General features: G+C 58.8%; 16 protein-coding genes and 1 riboswitch. Of the genes, 10 read left to right on the top strand and 6 right to left on the bottom strand.

Annotation, left to right across the window (positions count from 1 at the left end):
- Positions 1 to 164: 164 nt before the first annotated feature.
- Positions 165 to 2,711 carry an adenosylcobalamin-dependent ribonucleoside-diphosphate reductase gene (locus NCR98_RS17395; protein WP_250526784.1) on the top strand — a complete coding sequence of 849 codons (2,547 nt, stop codon included), beginning with the start codon at positions 165 to 167 and terminating at the stop codon, positions 2,709 to 2,711.
- 196 nt (positions 2,712 to 2,907) lie between these two features.
- Here NCR98_RS17395 and NCR98_RS17390 read toward each other — a convergent pair whose 3' ends face one another.
- Positions 2,908 to 3,252 (bottom strand): DUF4148 domain-containing protein, encoded by a 345-nt coding sequence (locus tag NCR98_RS17390; protein ID WP_244829479.1) that lies wholly within the window; start codon positions 3,250 to 3,252, stop codon positions 2,908 to 2,910.
- A gap of 309 nt (positions 3,253 to 3,561) precedes the next feature.
- A complete protein-coding gene (locus tag NCR98_RS17385) occupies positions 3,562 to 4,572 on the bottom strand; it encodes a LysR family transcriptional regulator (RefSeq protein ID WP_244829480.1) in 1,011 nt (336 codons plus the stop codon).
- Positions 4,573 to 4,793: 221 nt separating this feature from the next.
- Between NCR98_RS17385 and NCR98_RS17380 the strand changes: the two genes are divergently transcribed.
- The 5 genes from NCR98_RS17380 (at position 4,794) to NCR98_RS17360 (ending at position 11,953) form a co-directional block, all read left to right on the top strand.
- A complete protein-coding gene (locus tag NCR98_RS17380; protein ID WP_250510130.1) occupies positions 4,794 to 5,612 on the top strand; it encodes an alpha/beta hydrolase in 819 nt (272 codons plus the stop codon).
- 50 nt (positions 5,613 to 5,662) lie between these two features.
- Positions 5,663 to 6,856 (top strand): efflux RND transporter periplasmic adaptor subunit, encoded by a 1,194-nt coding sequence (locus tag NCR98_RS17375; protein WP_244829482.1) that lies wholly within the window; start codon positions 5,663 to 5,665, stop codon positions 6,854 to 6,856.
- 25 nt (positions 6,857 to 6,881) lie between these two features.
- Complete coding sequence (locus tag NCR98_RS17370) at positions 6,882 to 10,082, top strand: efflux RND transporter permease subunit (protein WP_250526783.1); 3,201 nt, start codon at positions 6,882 to 6,884, stop codon at positions 10,080 to 10,082.
- Between the two features lie 8 nt (positions 10,083 to 10,090).
- Positions 10,091 to 11,617 (top strand): efflux transporter outer membrane subunit, encoded by a 1,527-nt coding sequence (locus tag NCR98_RS17365; RefSeq protein ID WP_250526782.1) that lies wholly within the window; start codon positions 10,091 to 10,093, stop codon positions 11,615 to 11,617.
- Between the two features lie 129 nt (positions 11,618 to 11,746).
- The gene (locus NCR98_RS17360) at positions 11,747 to 11,953 is read left to right on the top strand and encodes a hypothetical protein (protein ID WP_244829485.1); all 207 of its coding nucleotides are present in this window, start codon (positions 11,747 to 11,749) and stop codon (positions 11,951 to 11,953) included.
- A gap of 6 nt (positions 11,954 to 11,959) precedes the next feature.
- On the opposite strand, the gene ppk2 is transcribed toward NCR98_RS17360, so the two are convergent.
- The gene (gene ppk2, locus NCR98_RS17355) at positions 11,960 to 12,856 is read right to left on the bottom strand and encodes a polyphosphate kinase 2 (protein WP_244829486.1); all 897 of its coding nucleotides are present in this window, start codon (positions 12,854 to 12,856) and stop codon (positions 11,960 to 11,962) included.
- Positions 12,857 to 13,070: 214 nt separating this feature from the next.
- Between ppk2 and lhpI the strand changes: the two genes are divergently transcribed.
- Together lhpI and NCR98_RS17345 are read left to right on the top strand one after the other, a co-directional pair.
- Positions 13,071 to 14,015, top strand: coding sequence for a bifunctional Delta(1)-pyrroline-2-carboxylate/Delta(1)-piperideine-2-carboxylate reductase (lhpI, locus tag NCR98_RS17350; RefSeq protein WP_250526917.1), 945 nt, complete (start codon positions 13,071 to 13,073; stop codon positions 14,013 to 14,015).
- Between the two features lie 13 nt (positions 14,016 to 14,028).
- On the top strand, positions 14,029 to 14,406 hold the full coding sequence (locus NCR98_RS17345; protein ID WP_250526781.1) for a hypothetical protein: 378 nt from the start codon (positions 14,029 to 14,031) through the stop codon (positions 14,404 to 14,406).
- A gap of 54 nt (positions 14,407 to 14,460) precedes the next feature.
- Here NCR98_RS17345 and hmuQ read toward each other — a convergent pair whose 3' ends face one another.
- From hmuQ to NCR98_RS17330, 3 genes are all read right to left on the bottom strand, one after another.
- Entirely contained in the window at positions 14,461 to 14,775 is a 315-nt protein-coding gene (hmuQ, locus tag NCR98_RS17340) for a heme-degrading protein HmuQ (protein ID WP_250467245.1), read from the bottom strand.
- A gap of 39 nt (positions 14,776 to 14,814) precedes the next feature.
- Complete coding sequence (locus tag NCR98_RS17335) at positions 14,815 to 15,186, bottom strand: DUF1428 domain-containing protein (protein ID WP_250467237.1); 372 nt, start codon at positions 15,184 to 15,186, stop codon at positions 14,815 to 14,817.
- 61 nt (positions 15,187 to 15,247) lie between these two features.
- Positions 15,248 to 15,796, bottom strand: coding sequence for a histidine phosphatase family protein (locus tag NCR98_RS17330; protein WP_250526780.1), 549 nt, complete (start codon positions 15,794 to 15,796; stop codon positions 15,248 to 15,250).
- 41 nt (positions 15,797 to 15,837) lie between these two features.
- Positions 15,838 to 15,961, top strand: a riboswitch (cobalamin riboswitch).
- 36 nt (positions 15,962 to 15,997) lie between these two features.
- Here NCR98_RS17330 and NCR98_RS17325 point away from each other — a divergent pair.
- Together NCR98_RS17325 and NCR98_RS17320 are read left to right on the top strand one after the other, a co-directional pair.
- Positions 15,998 to 16,228, top strand: coding sequence for a CbtB domain-containing protein (locus NCR98_RS17325; protein WP_250493651.1), 231 nt, complete (start codon positions 15,998 to 16,000; stop codon positions 16,226 to 16,228).
- Between the two features lie 9 nt (positions 16,229 to 16,237).
- On the top strand, positions 16,238 to 17,020 hold the full coding sequence (locus tag NCR98_RS17320) for a CbtA family protein (protein WP_250493490.1): 783 nt from the start codon (positions 16,238 to 16,240) through the stop codon (positions 17,018 to 17,020).

Genomic DNA, 17,020 nt, shown 5'->3' with positions numbered 1-17,020 from the left:
GATCGTCTCAAGGAAAAGTGCTGGATCGATCGAAGGAGTTTAACGGTTCATTAGCAGCCAGGGAGAATTCGCGCTATCGTCGTGCATTGCGTTTGGCGGCGCCCCACGGTTCGCGTCATCGCCCCGTCAAGCATTAGCGGACAAAGCATTCAACAGGATCAAACATGGCAGAAGACAATCCCAGCACAGGCGTCGCTCCGCAGCAATTTTCCATCGACGTAATGCTTGAAAAATATGCCAAGGGCGACGAGACGCGCGTCGAAGATATTTATCTGCGCGTGGCGCGTGGTGTCGCAATGGCCGAGCCCAAAGCGTTACGCGCGAAGATCGAAGCGGAGTTCGTCGATAACTTCCGGCGCGGCGCATTGGGCGCCGGGCGCATCATGAGCGCGGCGGGCGCGGGTATCGATGCCACGCTCATCAACTGCTTCGTTCAGCCCGTGGGCGATGCCATTCAAGGCGTCGACGATAACGGTTTGCCCGGCATTTACGTTGCGCTGCTGCAAGCGGCCGAGACGATGCGGCGCGGCGGAGGCGTGGGCTATAACTTTTCCGCCATTCGTCCTCGCGGTGCGCGCGTGCATTCCACGGGTTCAGCTGCATCCGGACCATGCAGTTATATGGATGTGTTCGATGCATCGTGCCGCACGGTGGAGAGCGCAGGATCACGCCGTGGCGCACAGATGGGCATACTCGACTGCACGCACCCCGATTTGCTCGAATTCATCGCGGCTAAACACACGAAGGGACGCTGGAACAACTTCAACGTGTCCGTCGCGGTAACGGACGAATTCATGCAGGCCGTTGCCGACGACGCTGTCTGGCAACTCGTGCATAAGGCCGAGCCTTCGCCTGCGCAGCGGGCATCGGCGGACATCCGGAAGCGTGACGACGGCTTGTGGGTGTATCGGGAAGTGCGTGCGCGTGACGTATGGAACACGATCATGCGATCGACCTACAATGTCGCCGAGCCAGGCGTCGTTTTCATGTCGCGCATGAATGACGACAACAATCTGCGCGCCGTCGAAACGATTCGCGCGACGAACCCTTGCGGTGAACAACCCTTGCCCGCATACGGTTGCTGCAACCTGGGCCCGCTCAATCTGACTCGCTTCGTGCGCGACCCTTTTGCGCAAGCGCGCGGCGGCGTTCCTGGTTTCGATTGGGACGGTCTCATGCGTACCACGCGCACGCAAGTGCGCTTTCTCGATGACGTTCTCGACGTCACGTTATGGCCGCTCGAAGAACAAGCACGTGAAGCGGCTGCCAAGCGACGTATCGGCGTCGGCTTCACGGGGCTAGGCGACACGCTAGTAATGCTTGGTCTTCGCTATAACTCGAACGAAGGACGCGAATTTGCCATGCGCGTTGCACGCACCATGCGCGATGAAGCGTATCGCGCGTCGGTCGAGCTTGCACGCGAACGCGGCGCATTTCCGCTCTTCGATGCAGCACGCTATCTGGAAGAGGGCACTTTCGCATCGCGTTTGCCTGATGATCTCAAGAGCGAGATTCGCGCGCATGGCATCCGCAATAGCCATCTGCTTTCCATCGCGCCCACGGGCACCGTGAGTCTCGCGTTTGCGGACAATGCATCGAATGGTATCGAGCCCGCGTTCTCGTGGACCTATCAGCGCACCAAGCGCATGGCCGATGGCTCCAGCCAGACCTTCGCTGTCGAAGACCACGCGTACAGGCTTTATCGCGAGATGGGCGGAGACGTCAAGGCGCTACCCGATTACTTCGTGAGTGCGCTCGATATGTCCGCGCAAGATCATCTGGAAATGATGACGGCCGTGCAGCCTTTCGTCGATACATCGATATCGAAGACCGTCAACGTACCTGCGGATTATCCGTTCGACGCGTTTCAGGACCTTTACTTCGAGGCATGGCGACGTGGCTTGAAGGGACTCGCGACCTATCGGCCTAACGACACCTTGGGCGCGGTGTTGTCAGTCACGCCACAGGAAGAGAAGACACCGAGCGACTCGCCCGATCCCGAACTGGATCTCGATCCTTTGCGTATTGCGATCGATCATCGTCCGCGTGGAGAGCTGCCCGCGATTATCGAGAAGGTCGAGTATCTGACGCAGGCTGGAAAGAAGTCGCTCTATCTTGCGGTGTCGTTCATCGAAGTGACAGGGCGTATTGCAGGCGATGACGTGACCATCGAGCGGCCCATCGAATTCTTTATCCCGACGGGGCAGAGCGACGAATCGCAGCAATGGATCACGGCGACCATGCGTTCATTGTCGCTTGCGGCGCGTGGAGGCTTTGCCGCGCGTACGCTGCAGGACATGCGCAAGGTATCGTGGGATCGCGGTCAGGTGCGTCTCGGCGATGTCGAGCGTTTAGATGGACACCGCAGTCCACGCTGGCATGACTCGGAAGTCGCCGCGCTTGCCTTTGCGATTCAGCAAATTCTTCATCGACGCGGTTTTCTCGATGCCGAAGGCAGTCAGGTGCCGTCACGCGTACTTGCCCGCAAGCATATCGACGTGACCCATACACGCGCTCTAGTGACTGAAGACGAGACCGTGGCACACGCGGACGTGACGGAATTTTCGTCCGACGATGCCTTGTCGAACGACCCGCATACACTCACGCAGATGCATGGGCGCAAATGCCCGACATGTGGCGCGAATGCGGTGATCCGGAAAGACGGTTGCGACTTCTGCACTGCTTGCGGTGAAATAGGCGCTTGCGGCTGAAGCTCAAACGCGTGTGCCCGGCAGGCACACGCGTTTGATTGATTTGCTACTCGCCGTGCTCGCTCGTGTCCTGCTCGGTCTCTTGCGAGCGAGATTCGACAAACGGGCGCCACACCGGCGTCACAGAGGCTAGCTCTTCAAGAACCGAATATTGTTCAAGCGAAGTATTTTCGAACATGATGACCTCTGCAATTCTTTAGCGCGTGACCGAACCGTTCGCATATTCCACGATATGGCGATTGCGCGCTTCCGCTTGAGCGGCATCGCGAGCATGCGCTTCGCTTTGAGCAGCGACCGCATCGCCCCACATGCTGCGATCAGGATACGTATTGCGATTCAACGCGGGCAACGAACCGTTCGAATAGGCAGCGGCAAGTTCAGCCCGCACTTGCGCACGCGTCTTGGGCGTTTCACTCGTAGTCGTTTGCGTCTGATACGTTCCCGCGCGACCAATGCCTTCACCGCCGTCGGCAAATGCCGTGCTCGAAACCACGGCTGAGATAGCCGCGAGTGAGAAACCCGTGATGAGATAGCTTTTCATGCGTGCAACTCCTTTCGATCCGTTTCCTGTGCTTCGGATGCGACGCGGATGCAATCGGCTAAGAAGAGGATTGCATGCGCTTCGCGACAGGTCGAAATGTAGTCGCCACGCTAGGGGCAGATAAATGCCGGATGCGCGAATAGATTTGTCGATTTCGGCGAATAATCGCTAAGAGCCTTAGCCACCGGACATTTGGCGACGCTTGCATGTGCCGGCATTTTTCCCTATCGCATCGATAGGCACGAAAAAAAGGCGTGTCGCCTGAGACACGCCTTTGCTTTGCCAGCGAAATAGCTAGCCAATAGTTAGCTATACAACGACATCCTCAGTACCCGAAACTTCCGGCGTACCGTGACGCACGACCGTGGGCGCGGCAGTGCTGGTGGGCAGGCAACGCTCCTCCGCGTCCTTCTGACCTTGCAGCAACGGGCAACGCTCGAACAGCTCCGCGACCCAGTCCACGAACACGCGCACCTTTGGCGAAAGATGGCGATTGTGCGGATAGACGGCGGAAATAGGCATCGGCAAAGGGCTCCATTGCGGCAGCACTTCGACGAGCTCGCCTGAACGCAAGTACGGCAACGCCATGAAGCGCGGCGCTTGAATCAGACCCACGCCCTTGAGACCGCAACTGAGATAGGCCTCGGCGTCGTTCACCGCGATCATGCCGCGCATCTTCACTTCGATGGATTCGTCGTTGACGACGAAGTCCATATCCATCACACGCCCCGTGCGGCTCGAAAAATAATTCACGGCCACATGGTCCTGAAGGTCTTCAAGCGTTTGCGGCTTGCCATGACGTTCGAGATATTGGGGACTTGCGACCGTCACGCCCTGAAACACGCCAATGCGTCGCGCGACCAGACTCGAATCCTGCAGCGTTCCGACGCGAATCACGCAGTCGACGCCTTCCTGGATGAGGTCGACTGGCTTGTCGCCGAAGCCGAGCATGAGTTCGATTTCCGGATAGCGTGTGTGAAAGTCGCAAAGCTGCGGCATCACGATGAGCCTGCCGATGGCCCCCGGCATGTCTACCCGCAATTTGCCGTGCGGACCCTTGCCGTTGTTCGAGAATGTGCCCTCGGCTTCCTCGATGTCGGCAAGGATGCGCACGCAGCGCTCGTAGTAGGCCGCGCCATCAGGCGTCAGATTGAGCCTGCGTGTCGTGCGCTGAAGCAGTCGCACGTTGAGAAACGCTTCCAGGTTTTGAATGATCGTCGTGACCGACGCGCGCGGCAAATTGAGCGTATCCGCTGCGCGCGAAAAACTGTTGGTGTCGACAACCCGTGTGAAGACCTGCATTGCTTGTAGCCGATCCATGTTTCCTCACCTTCGATGCTTAGGGCACCAGCATAGCGGCGCACGGAATTAAGCGCCTGGCTAAGAACAGTCATGTGCGTATTAACGATGATTGTTCGGTGCGTCCGAATTGTGTTGCCGGATTATAGGCATTTATTAAAAAAGGCGTGGCATCCAGAATTCGCAGCATCGCAACTTATGCGTGACGGCCTTATTTCTCAGGCCGCGCACGAAAAATAACCATGGCAACATTGTTGGATCTGGAGGCGCGTCCGAGATTGTGCATCGAAGATGTGCGTATCGCCGGACACGTACAGCCGATCACGCTGCGCAGTTACCGCCCCGCGTCGGATGGCAACGTGTTGCCTATCGTTCTTTATTTCCACGGCGGCGGTTTCGTGCGTGGAAGTCTGGACGAAGCCGATGTGGCTGCAAGCGTCATTGCGCGAGATACGCCCGCTTGGGTCATCTCGGTCGGCTATTCGCTTGCGCCTGAATTTCCATTTCCCGCCGCGCCTGAAGACGGATATCGCGCGGCACAGTGGGCGGTTGCGCATGCTCGTGCGCAACGCGCAGACCCTTTGCGCATCGGCGTGGCGGGGCATGACGCAGGCGGCAACCTCGCGACGTGCGTTGCAGCCATAGCGCGCGATCGCGGCGATTTGCGCCTGTCCGCTCAAGTGCTGCTTGCGCCATTGCTCGATCCGAGCATGACGCGCCTCGCCGATGAACGCAAAGTGCTGTGCCCCGATCTGGAAATGAGCGATTGCGCGCGTTGCTATCGCGCGTATCTGCCCGTGCCTTCGCAACGTTTGCATCCCTATGCGGCGCCGCTCGAATCGCGGCGACTCAATGGGTTGCCGCCGGCGCTGATCGCGAGCGCGGAGCATGACCTCCTGCATATCGAGGCGGAAAAATACGCGGCGGAATTGATCAACGCAGGCGTGCCGACCGAAATGACGCGTCATTGCAAGGCCTCGCATCAAGCGCTGGCCGCGCATCCCGACGCGCTTGCCGATGTCGTCGCGTTCTTCAAGAAACGCCTCGCGCGCCCCAAATAAGCGCGCCACGCACCATAAAAAAACAATCTCAACGCAACCGGAGCTTCACCATGTTCTTCACTCGCAAACGTATTTACGCGGCGCTAGGCGCGGTGATCGTCATTGCTGGCGCGGGCGGCTATACCGCCTGGCGCGGTCACGGCGACGCCATCAACCAGGCGCAAGCCGCCGCGCATAGCCCGACCGCCACCGAAGTGGACGTGGCCGCGGTGGTCTCGAAGACCATCACGGACTGGCAGAGCTATTCGGGCCGTCTCGAAGCGGTGGACCATGTCGACATTCGCCCGCTCGTGCCCGGCACGATCGTCGCGGTGCACTTCAAGGACGGCGCGCTCGTGAAGAAGGGTGACGCGCTCTTTACCATCGACCCGCGTCCGTATGAAGCGGAAGTCGCACGCGCCGCGGCGCAAGTTGCATCGGCGCAAGCGCGTAACGGCTATACGTCCACCGACGCTGCGCGTGCAGAGCGCTTGCTTACCGATAACGCCATCGCCAAGCGCGATTACGACGAGAAACAGAACGCCGCACGCGAGGCCGTCGCCAACCTGAAGGCCGCGCAGGCTGCGCTCGAAACGGCGAAGATCAACCTCGCCTACACGCATATCGTGGCGCCCGTATCGGGGCGCGTATCGCGTGCAGAGCTCACGGTGGGCAACATCGTCTCGACGGGTGCGAATGCGCCGCTTCTGACCACGCTTGTCTCGGTCTCGCCGATCTATGCCTCGTTCGATGTCGACGAACAGACGTACTTGCGCTATCTCGGCCGCGATACGGGCAGCAGCGTGCCTGTTTCGCTGGGTCTTGCAAACGAAGACGGTTACTCGCGCGAAGGCGTGGTCGATTCCGTCGATAACCGCCTCGATACGACCTCGGGCACGATCCGCGTGCGTGCGCGCTTCAACAATCCGGATGGCTCGCTCTTGCCGGGACTTTATGCACGCATCAAGGTCGGCGGTGGCACGCCGCATCCGGCCGTGCTCGTGGATGACGCGGCTGTCGGCACCGATCAGGACAAGAAGTACGTCATGGTGGTGGACAAGGACAACCGCGTGCAGTACCGCGAAGTCACGTTAGGCGCCACGCATGAAGGCCTGCGCGTGATTACGAAGGGATTGCAGCCGGGCGAACGCATCGTCGTCAATGGCTTGCAGCGCGTGCGTCCCAACGATGTGATCAAGGCCAATAACGTCGCAATGGACAGCAACGCCAATGCGACGCCCGTGAAAACGGCATCGGCTTCGTAAGCATCTCGAACAGACAGAACTCGTCATGAACATATCCAAATTTTTCATCGACCGTCCGATCTTTGCGGGCGTGCTGTCGGTGATCGTTTTGCTGGCTGGCGTCATCGCCATGTTCAAGCTGCCGATCTCCGAGTACCCGGAAGTCGTACCGCCTTCGGTCGTGGTGCACGCGCAGTATCCGGGCGCGAATCCGAAGGTGATCGCGGAGACCGTGGCCTCGCCGATCGAAGAGCAGATCAACGGCGTCGAGGACATGCTCTACATGCAGTCGCAGGCGAATAGCGACGGCAACCTCACGACCACGGTCACGTTCAAGCTCGGCACCGATCCGGACAAGAACACGCAGCTCGTTCAGAACCGCGTGAATCAGGCTTTGCCGCGCTTGCCGCAAGACGTGCAGCGGCTTGGCGTGACCACCATCAAATCCTCGCCGACGCTGACGATGGTGGTTCACCTGAACTCGCCGAACAACCGTTACGACATGACGTATCTGCGCAACTATGCGCTGATCAACGTGAAGGATCGGCTCGAACGCATCTCGGGTGTGGGTGAAGTGCAACTGTGGGGTTCGGGCGATTATTCGATGCGCGTATGGCTCGATCCGCAAAAGGTCGCGCAACGCGGCATGACGGCGACCGACGTGGTCAACGCCATTCGTGAACAGAACGTGCAGGTGGCGGCAGGCGTGATCGGTGGTTCGCCCACGCTGCCAAATACGCCCTTGCAACTGAACGTGAATGCACGCGGCCGCTTGCAGAACGAGTCCGAGTTCCGCGACATCGTGCTGAAGACGTCGCCCGATGGTGCAGTCACGCATCTGAGCGATGTGGCGCGCGTCGAACTCGCGGCATCGGAATATGGCTTGCGTTCCTTGCTCGACAACAAGTCGGCGGTTGCAATCGCAATCAATCAGCAGCCGGGTGCAAATTCGCTGCAAATCTCCGATGAAGTGCGCAAGACGATGAAGGAACTGCAGGCGGACATGCCTGCGGGTCTGGAGTATCAGATCGTCTATGACCCGACGCAGTTCGTGCGCTCCAGTATCGAAGCGGTAATTCATACGCTGGCTGAAGCCATCGCCTTGGTCGTGCTCGTGGTGATCGTGTTCCTGCAAACCTGGCGTGCTTCGATCATTCCGTTGCTGGCGGTGCCGGTGTCGATTGTCGGCACGTTCTCGCTGTTGCTTGCGTTCGGCTTCTCGATCAACGCGTTGTCATTGTTCGGGATGGTCCTCGCGATTGGCATCGTGGTGGACGATGCAATCGTCGTCGTGGAGAACGTCGAACGTAATATCGAAGCGGGGTTATCTGCCCGAGAGGCGACGTATCAGGCCATGCGCGAAGTGAGCGGGCCGATCATCGCAATTGCCTTGACGCTCGTGGCCGTGTTCGTGCCGCTCGCGTTCATGTCGGGCCTCACGGGTCAGTTCTACAAGCAGTTCGCGGTGACCATCGCTATCTCAACGGTGATCTCCGCATTCAACTCGCTGACCTTGTCGCCTGCGCTGGCTGCGATGTTGCTCAAGGGTCACGATGAACCGAAGGACTGGCTCACGCGTGGCATGGACCGTGTGTTCGGCGGTTTCTTCCGTCAGTTCAACAAGGTCTTTCATCGCGGTTCGGATGCCTACGGCAAGGGCGTGAAGAGCGTCATCAACCGCAAGGCCGTAATGATGGTGCTGTATGCCGTGCTTCTTGCAGGTGCGGTTCTGATGGGCAAGATTGTGCCGGGCGGTTTCGTGCCCGCGCAGGACAAGGAGTATCTGATCAGCTTCGCGCAATTGCCCAATGGCGCATCGCTCGACCGTACCGAAGGCGTGATCCGGCAGATGAGCGACATCGCGCTCAAGCAACCGGGCGTGGAAAGCGCAGTGGAGTTTCCGGGCTTGTCGGTGAACGGCTTTACGAACTCATCGAGCGCGGGGATCGTGTTCGTGACGTTGAAGCCCTTCAAGAACCGCGTGCATGACAAGGCACTTTCCGCCAATGCGATCGCGGGTGCGCTGAATCAGAAGTATGCGGGTATCAAGGGGTCGTTCATCGCCGTGTTCCCGCCTCCGCCGGTTCTCGGGCTGGGTACGCTCGGTGGTTTCAAGATGCAACTGGAGGACCGTGGTGCGCTCGGTTATGCAGCGCTCGCGGATGCGACGCAGGCGTTCATCAAGCGTGCCTCGCAGACGCCTGAACTCGGACCGACGTTCTCGAGCTATCAGATCAACGTGCCGCAGCTGAACGTCGATCTGGATCGCGTCAAGGCCAAGCAGCTTGGCGTATCCGTGACAGATGTTTTCGACACGATGCAGGTGTATCTCGGCTCGCTCTACGTGAACGACTTCAACCGCTTCGGACGCGTGTATCAAGTGCGCGTGCAGGCCGATGCCCCGTTCCGCGCGAATCCTGAAGATATCGGCTTGCTGAAGACCCGCAACGCGAATGGCGACATGGTGCCGCTCTCGTCGCTCGTCAGGGTGACGCCGACTTATGGTCCGGAAATGGTGGTGCGCTACAACGGCTACACGGCAGCTGACATCAACGGCGGTCCGGCTCCTGGCTATTCATCGGGTCAGGCGCAGGCAGCGGCGGAGCGAATCGCCGCGGAAGTGTTGCCGCGCGGGATCAAGTTCGAATGGACCGATCTCACGTATCAGCAGATTCTCGCGGGCAATGCGGCTTTGTGGGTGTTCCCGATCAGCGTGCTGCTCGTGTTCCTCGTGCTTGCAGCGTTGTATGAAAGCCTGACCCTGCCGCTCGCGGTGATCCTGATCGTACCGATGAGCATTCTGTCGGCGCTGCTCGGTGTTTGGCTTACGGATGGCGACAACAACATCTTCACGCAGATTGGTTTGATGGTGCTGGTGGGCTTGTCGGCGAAGAACGCGATTCTCATCGTGGAGTTCGCCCGCGAACTGGAGATGCAGGGACGCTCGATCGTGCAGGCCGCGATCGAAGCAAGCCGCTTGCGCTTGCGCCCGATTCTCATGACATCTATCGCCTTCATCATGGGCGTGGTGCCGCTCGTACTGTCTTCGGGTGCGGGTTCGGAGATGCGTCATGCAATGGGCGTTGCGGTGTTCTTCGGCATGCTGGGTGTCACGCTCTTCGGTCTGATGCTGACGCCGGTCTTCTACGTGATCCTGCGCAAGCTCTCGCGCACGGAGCATGTGACGGACAAGCACGGCTCGCATCCGCAGATGCGGGGTATCGGCGGCTCTTACGAGGCGCAATGAGGTCAAACATGAACAAGTTGCATATGAAACGATGGCTGGGCCTTCCGGGTTTGATGGCGGCGCTGCTGGTGGTCGCGGGCTGCTCGCTCGCGCCCACTTACGAAAAGCCGGATGTGCATGCGCCTTCCGCTTACAAGGAAACGCCGCAACGAACCAGCGATACGAGCGCGCTTGCTCCTTCGGAAACGGGCACCTGGAAAACGGCTCAACCCTCCGAAGAAATGATGCGCGGCGAGTGGTGGACCTTGTTCGATGATCCCGCGCTCAACGACCTCGAACGTCAGGCGCAGGAAGCGAACCAGAACCTCAAGGCAGCAGCGGCACGCGTGAAGGAAGCGCGCGCAATCAACCAGACTGCCCGTGCGGGTCTGTTCCCGACGCTCGATGCAGGCTTCGGTCCGACGCGTGAGAAGTTCTCGCCGGCATCGCAGTTCCTGCCGGCCGATGCCAACGTGCCTGCACAAACGTTGTGGCGTGCCCAGGCGAGCGCATCGTATGAAGTCGATCTGTTCGGCCGCGTTTCGGATTCCGTCAAAGCCGCCAACGCCGACACGCAACAAGGCGAAGCGCTTTTCCGCTCGGTGCAGTTGGCCTTGCAAGCGGACGTCGCGCAGAACTACTTCAATTTGCGCGAGCTCGATGCGGAGAACGATGTCTTCACGCGCACGGTGACGTTGCGTGAGCAAGCGTTGAAACTCGTGCAGCGCCGTTTCGATGAAGGCGACATCAGTGAGCTCGATGTTGCGCGCGCCAAGTCCGAGCTCGCGACCGCGCGCTCGGATGCGATGACCGTGCAACGTCTGCGCGCATCGTCCGAGCATAGTCTTGCGGTGCTGCTCGGCAAGACGCCGGCTGAATTCAGCGTGGCGGCGAATCCGCTCAAGCCAGTGACGGTTCGCGTGCCACCAGGCTTGCCTTCAACCTTACTCGAACGTCGTCCTGACATTGCTGCTGCTGAACGTTCGATGGCCGCAGCAAATGCTCGCATAGGCGTAGCGAAGGCTGCGTTCTTCCCTTCGCTCACGTTGACGGGCGCAGGCGGCTTCGAGTCGGCAACGCTTGGCGATCTCTTCAAATGGTCGAGCAGAACATTCCTGCTGGGTCCTTTCGCGGGAACGGCGCTGAATATTCCAATCTTCGATGGCGGCCGTCGCAAGGGCAATCTCGCGAATGCACGTGCAATCTATGAAGAGGACGCCGCGAATTATCGGCAACAAGTGCTCGTTGCATTTCGTGAGGTAGAAGACAATTTGTCCGACTTGCGCATTCTCGAAGATCAGACGGCTACGCAATCGGATGCGGTCAAGGCTTCGGTGCGCGCGGCACAACTCTCGCGAACGCAGTACACGGAAGGTGCGGTCAATTATCTCGATGTGATCGATGCGGAGCGCACTGTGCTGCAATCGCAGCGTACTTCGGTGCAGCTTGCGGGAACGCAGGCGGTATCCACAGTCAACTTGATACGTGCATTAGGCGGCGGCTGGGGCGATGCGATGCCCGCGCCGGTGCCTGAGCCGAGTCTCGCGCAGAAGTAATGCGTCTTCAAGGCCCTGCAGCATGCAGGGCCTTATTGTTCGTATCGGGGAACATATGTCTTCATCCGCGGGCCATTTATCCCGGGCCTGCAAATCCCTAAAATTCTTATATGGAAATGGGAGCTAAAGATGAAAGCATTAATTGCCCGACAACTGTATCAACCAGCCGTGGTGCTGCCACTGCTGCTACTCATGCGCCTGATGGTCACCCTTGACTTCAACCTCGCGCAAGTCATGTTCGTGATGGTGTTCAAGGGTTCGCAGCAAGCGTATCAGTTTGCCATTCGCCGCACGCTGCACCGTCAGGAACACATCGGGTGCAGTCACTGCTGCTAAAGCGCTTTAGTAAATCTCCGGAACGTACATGGTCTCCGGCACGGGCTGCCGCAAATAATCCGGATTGAATACGCGCTCGGGCAGCGTAATCGCAGAGTGCTCGATCTCGTGATACGGCACCTGACTCAACAGATGATGCATGCAGTTCAGCCGCGCACGCTTCTTGTCGACGGCCTGAACCACCCACCACGGCGCTTCGGGAATGTGTGAACGCTGCAGCATGACTTCCTTAGCGGCTGTATAGGCTTCCCAGCGGCGTCGGCTTTCGAGGTCCATCGGACTCAGCTTCCACTGCTTTAGCGGATCTTCAATACGCGCCTCGAAGCGCACTTCCTGTTCGTCATCGGTAATAGAAAACCAGTACTTGATGATCTGAACGCCGCTACGCACGAGCATCTTTTCGAACTCGGGCACGGAACGGAAGAACTCTTCGTATTCGGCGTCAGTACAGAAGTTCATCACGCGTTCTACTCCCGCGCGGTTATACCAGCTTCGATCGAACAGAACGATTTCACCGCCTGCCGGAAGATGCGATACGTAGCGCTGGAAATACCATTGCGTGCGTTCACGATTATTCGGCGCAGGCAGAGCAGCGACGCGGCACACGCGCGGGTTCAGCCGCTGCGTGATGCGCTTGATCGCACCACCTTTACCGGCCGCATCGCGGCCTTCAAAAATCACCACGAGTCTATGGCCCGTATGCACAACCCAATCCTGCAACTTCACCAGTTCGCCCTGCAAGCGAAATAGCTCGCGGAAATAGGTCTTACGAAGCTGCCGTTCCTCGTCGGAGAACGCTGCCTCGCCATCCAGGAAGCGGTCGTCGATCTCCATTTCGAACTCTTCGTCGTAGCTGTCGATCAGGTCGGCATGGAAGCGGCGCTGCTTGTCCATCTCGTTCATTGTGGGCTCCGTGGGCGGCTTGCCGCTGCAATTTTTGCGGCGCAGATTGCTTGATTATGACTGTATTCGAAGGCAATCATATGACGGCGTACGCAACGCTTTGCGCGTTTTAGTGCACCGACGGCAAATGGTCGAGGTCGCTTGCGCCGTTAGAATGTTGCGATATTTCAGTGGCATTGCGATGGCAACTTTCCCTTCCGAGGCCAAAGACACGATGAATCAAACCTCAAGCGCGATTCCAATTTTCGACGCCGAACGCACCGCGCAGCTCGTTCCTTATGACCGCCTGGTCGACACGCTTGCCGCCACCATGCTCGATTACGCGGCGGGCCGTATCGTGAGTCCGGAGCGCATGGTGGTGCCGCTTGCACAAGGTGGGATCATGTTGTCGATGCCTGCAAGCGCGGCGGACTTGGCCATGCACAAGCTCGTCAACGTGTGCGCGGGTAACGGTGCGCTTGGTTTGCCCACGATTCACGGACAGGTCACCGCATTCGATGCCGTCACCGGCGTGCCGCAATTCATGCTCGACGGCCCAACTGTAACGGGGCGCAGAACGGCGGCGGTATCGATGCTCGCTATCCGCGCTCTAAGCGCGCAGCCGCCGAAACAAGTGCTGGTGATCGGTACGGGCAAGCAGGCGGCCTACCATGTGGAAGCGATCGCAAGCGTTTATCCCGATGCATCGATCATCGTCCAGGGGTCGCGAGCCGAGCGTGCGAATGCCTTTTGCAATGCCTACGCAGCGGCTTTGCCAAAGCTCGCGGCGCTTGAAAGCTCAAACATTCCCGAAGCTGTCGATGTCGTCATCACCGCGACTACCAGCAAGCAGCCTGTCTATACGCTGCCGGCGCGAGCAGATCGGTTGGTCATCGGTGTTGGCGCCTTTACGCCTGATGCGGCAGAAATAGCGTCGGGCACTATCGATTCAAGCGCTTTGTATGTCGATGACCCGGCAGGCGCGCGCCATGAAGCGGGGGATTTCATCCTTGCCGGTGTGAAATGGGAGAATGTCAATTCACTTGCACAAGCAATCACGGCAAGGGTGAAAAACGAACGCCCGGTCGTATTTAAATCCGTCGGATGCGCGGCATGGGATCTCGCTGCATGTCGAGTTGCTAGAGCTTTATTGTTAGACAAAAATAACCGCGCTATTTAAGGCGCTAGCTGGCTTGGAACGTTCCTTGCTGAATGTCTGTTCAATCGAAAGCTGGCGCAAGCGCCTTTGCACCCAAGTGAACAGACCCATGAATAGCCGATACGACACCAGATGGACGCCCGGTTTTCCCGCGCGCGACGACGGGAATGATGGATCAGGCGGTGCGTCCGCACAGCCTAACGCGGCGCCGCCGGCTGCTTACTTTATCTCCGTGCTGGAGCTTGCGACTGGCGAGAAGCTGGGCAATGACGAACGCTTACGCGCCGTCGCCATGCTTGAATCGCAGTTTGGCGAGGGACGTCCACGTACGCTTAAGGAGGCCGTGCGCATTTGTGCCGGAGCCATCGATTCATCGACATTGCAGCGAATGGCGCGTGGCGCTAAGGCTTAGGAAGGCCTTAGCGAGCGACGCAATTCGTTCACGGTCTTGTAAGACAGGCGGCTCTTATTTAACCGTCTGAATCACTTCGAAGCCTTCGAATTCCGGGTGGCCTAAGTAAAGCTGCCTGGTTTCTCCGCCCGCATTGCGATGCGCGGCGCGAAATGCATCCGACTGAGTCCACTGTTCGAACGCAGCATGGTTTGTCCAGATCGTGTGACTCGAATAGAGAACATGGTCATCCCGCGTCGGTCCCTTTAGCAGATGGAACTCCACGAAGCCCGGCACTTCCTTGAGGTGCGTGTCGCGGCTTGTCCAGAGATGTTCGAAATCGGCTTCCGCGCCTGGAACGATCTTGAAGCGGTTCATGGCAATGTACATGTCGATATGGCTCCTTGGTTTTAGGCATTCGAAAAATAATCAGGCCTTTGACAGTTCGACCAGCGTCCTGAAGCCGCCGAAGAACATGCGTTTGGGATCGAACGGCGGTTCGCCGTTTTCCATCATGCTCTTAAGACGCGAGTCTTCCATTACTTTGGCGTTGACGGCGTCACGCTGTTCGCGCGATTCATAGACGATCCACGAGAAGACCACCGTTTCGCCTTCCTTGAGCTGTACGCTTCGAGGGAACGAGGTGAGCTCGCCTGGCTTAACATCGTCGGCAATACATTCGACAAACTGCAGCGCGCCATATTCCAGCCATATTTTTCCCGCTGCATCGGCCATGCTGCGATACGCGTCGACCTTGTCGATCGGCACTGGTACGACGAAACCATCCACATAGTGCGCCATTGCTGTCTCCTTTGAGCGAACCAGTCGCTGCTTGCTTTGAGCACCGAGCGGCCATCTAAGTTCAGGAGGGCACGTACGTCCATTTGCCTTCCGCGAACTTGAGCAAGACGGACGATAGCGGCGCGAGATCCATCTTGAGTATCGACGACAACGGTTCGTCGCGCACGATACAGAGCGCCGCCTTCATGACGATGGCGTGCGTTACGACTATGCAGCATTCGTGCTCCGTATTCGAAGCAAGCCCCTCAAGCGCTTTCTCAACGCGCTTTGACAGCATTGCCACGCTCTCGCCGCCATGCGGCCTTGCATGGGGATCGGAAAGCCACGCCGCAACGTCTTGAGGCTCGCGCTCACTAATCTCGCGAATGGAACGACCGCGCCATTCTCCATAGTCGATATCGTCGAATGCGACATCGATCGAAAAATCTGTCGTGATCCAAGCCGCTGTTTCGCAAGCAACGCGGGCCGGGCTGGATGTGACGCGGCTTGGGTCGCCCGGGACATCGAGCGTGCATTTAGCCTGTTCGACAGGCTCGTCGCCTTGCGGAAAACGCCCGCTTTTCATGGCATGCGTGGCGGCGTGGCACAGCAAAATCAATGTCGATTGCATAGGCTTTAGCTCATGGTCGTTTTACTTTGCCGGCAATCATCATAGAATGGCAAGCTTGCAGTGCGAGGAAGCCGGTGGAAGCCCGGCACGGTCGCGCCACTGTATGCGGTTCGCGCTAAGAGCGCGATGCCGCGAGTCAGACCCCGCTGCATGCTCTTCGTCTATCGGGACGCGCTTTTCCCTGGAGAAATTTCAATGAATATGTCCAACGCGCCGGCTTTTTCCGCTGGTATTGCAACGCCCGCTAACGATGCACCGGTCCCCATTCCGGTGCGTGAGGTCCTTCCTTGGGCCGTTTTTATCGGCCTCGTTCTGCTGATCGCGATTTATTTCGTCGGCGCCGAGCAAGGTGCAACGTCCATTATCTCGGGCATGTACGTCCACGAATTCGTTCACGATGGCCGGCACTTGCTCGGCTTTCCGTGCCACTGAGGACGGAGCATGATTCGCAACTTGCTTATACGCGGCATGGTCGCGGGACTCGTCGCGGGCCTGATCGGCTTTGGCTTTGCGCGCGGCTTCGGCGAACCTTCAGTTGCTCGGGCTATCGCGTTCGAAGAACAGCACGAGCATGCACAAGCGCCCGCACACGATCATCACGATGAAGCGGCGGCAGCGCAATCGCATAGTCATGGTGATGATGAAGAACTCGTTAGCCGGGACACGCAAGCGGGTTTGGGCTTACTAACGGGCGTGGTGGTGTTCGGCACGGCTTTAGGCGGTATTTTCTCGCTGATCTTTGCCTTGGCTTATGGGCGGCTCGGCTCGTTGCATGCGCGCGGAACGTCGGTTTTGCTTGCGCTCATTGGTTTCGTTAGCGTTGCGCTCGTGCCGTTCATCAAATATCCCCCAAACCCGCCCGCCGTGGGCAATGCCGAAACCATCGGTCCGCGTACGGCGCTTTTCTTCGGCATGGTGGCGATATCAATCGTCGGCGCGGTGTTCGCGGTCTATGCGCAGCGACGCTTGCAGGCGCGTCGCGGCAACTGGAACGCGGCGCTTATTGCGGCGGCTGGTTACGTCGTCCTGATGGTTATCGCGCAAGTGGCGCTGCCTTCTGTCGACGAAGTACCCGCCGACTTTTCCGCGTCGTTGTTGTGGAATTTCAGGCTGACTGCCGTCGGTATCCAGGCATTGATCTGGGCAACGCTTGGACTGCTCTTCGGCGCGCTTGCGTCACGTGAACTCGAGCGTCCGGCAGCGCGTCGCATGGCCGCTGCCTGA

Origin of the sequence: Caballeronia sp. GAWG2-1 (assembly GCF_023631405.1) — a bacterium.
Taxonomy (GTDB): domain Bacteria; phylum Pseudomonadota; class Gammaproteobacteria; order Burkholderiales; family Burkholderiaceae; genus Caballeronia.
The sequence above is the reverse complement of the archived record's forward strand: the minus strand, read 5'-3'. Positions and strand labels throughout refer to the sequence as shown.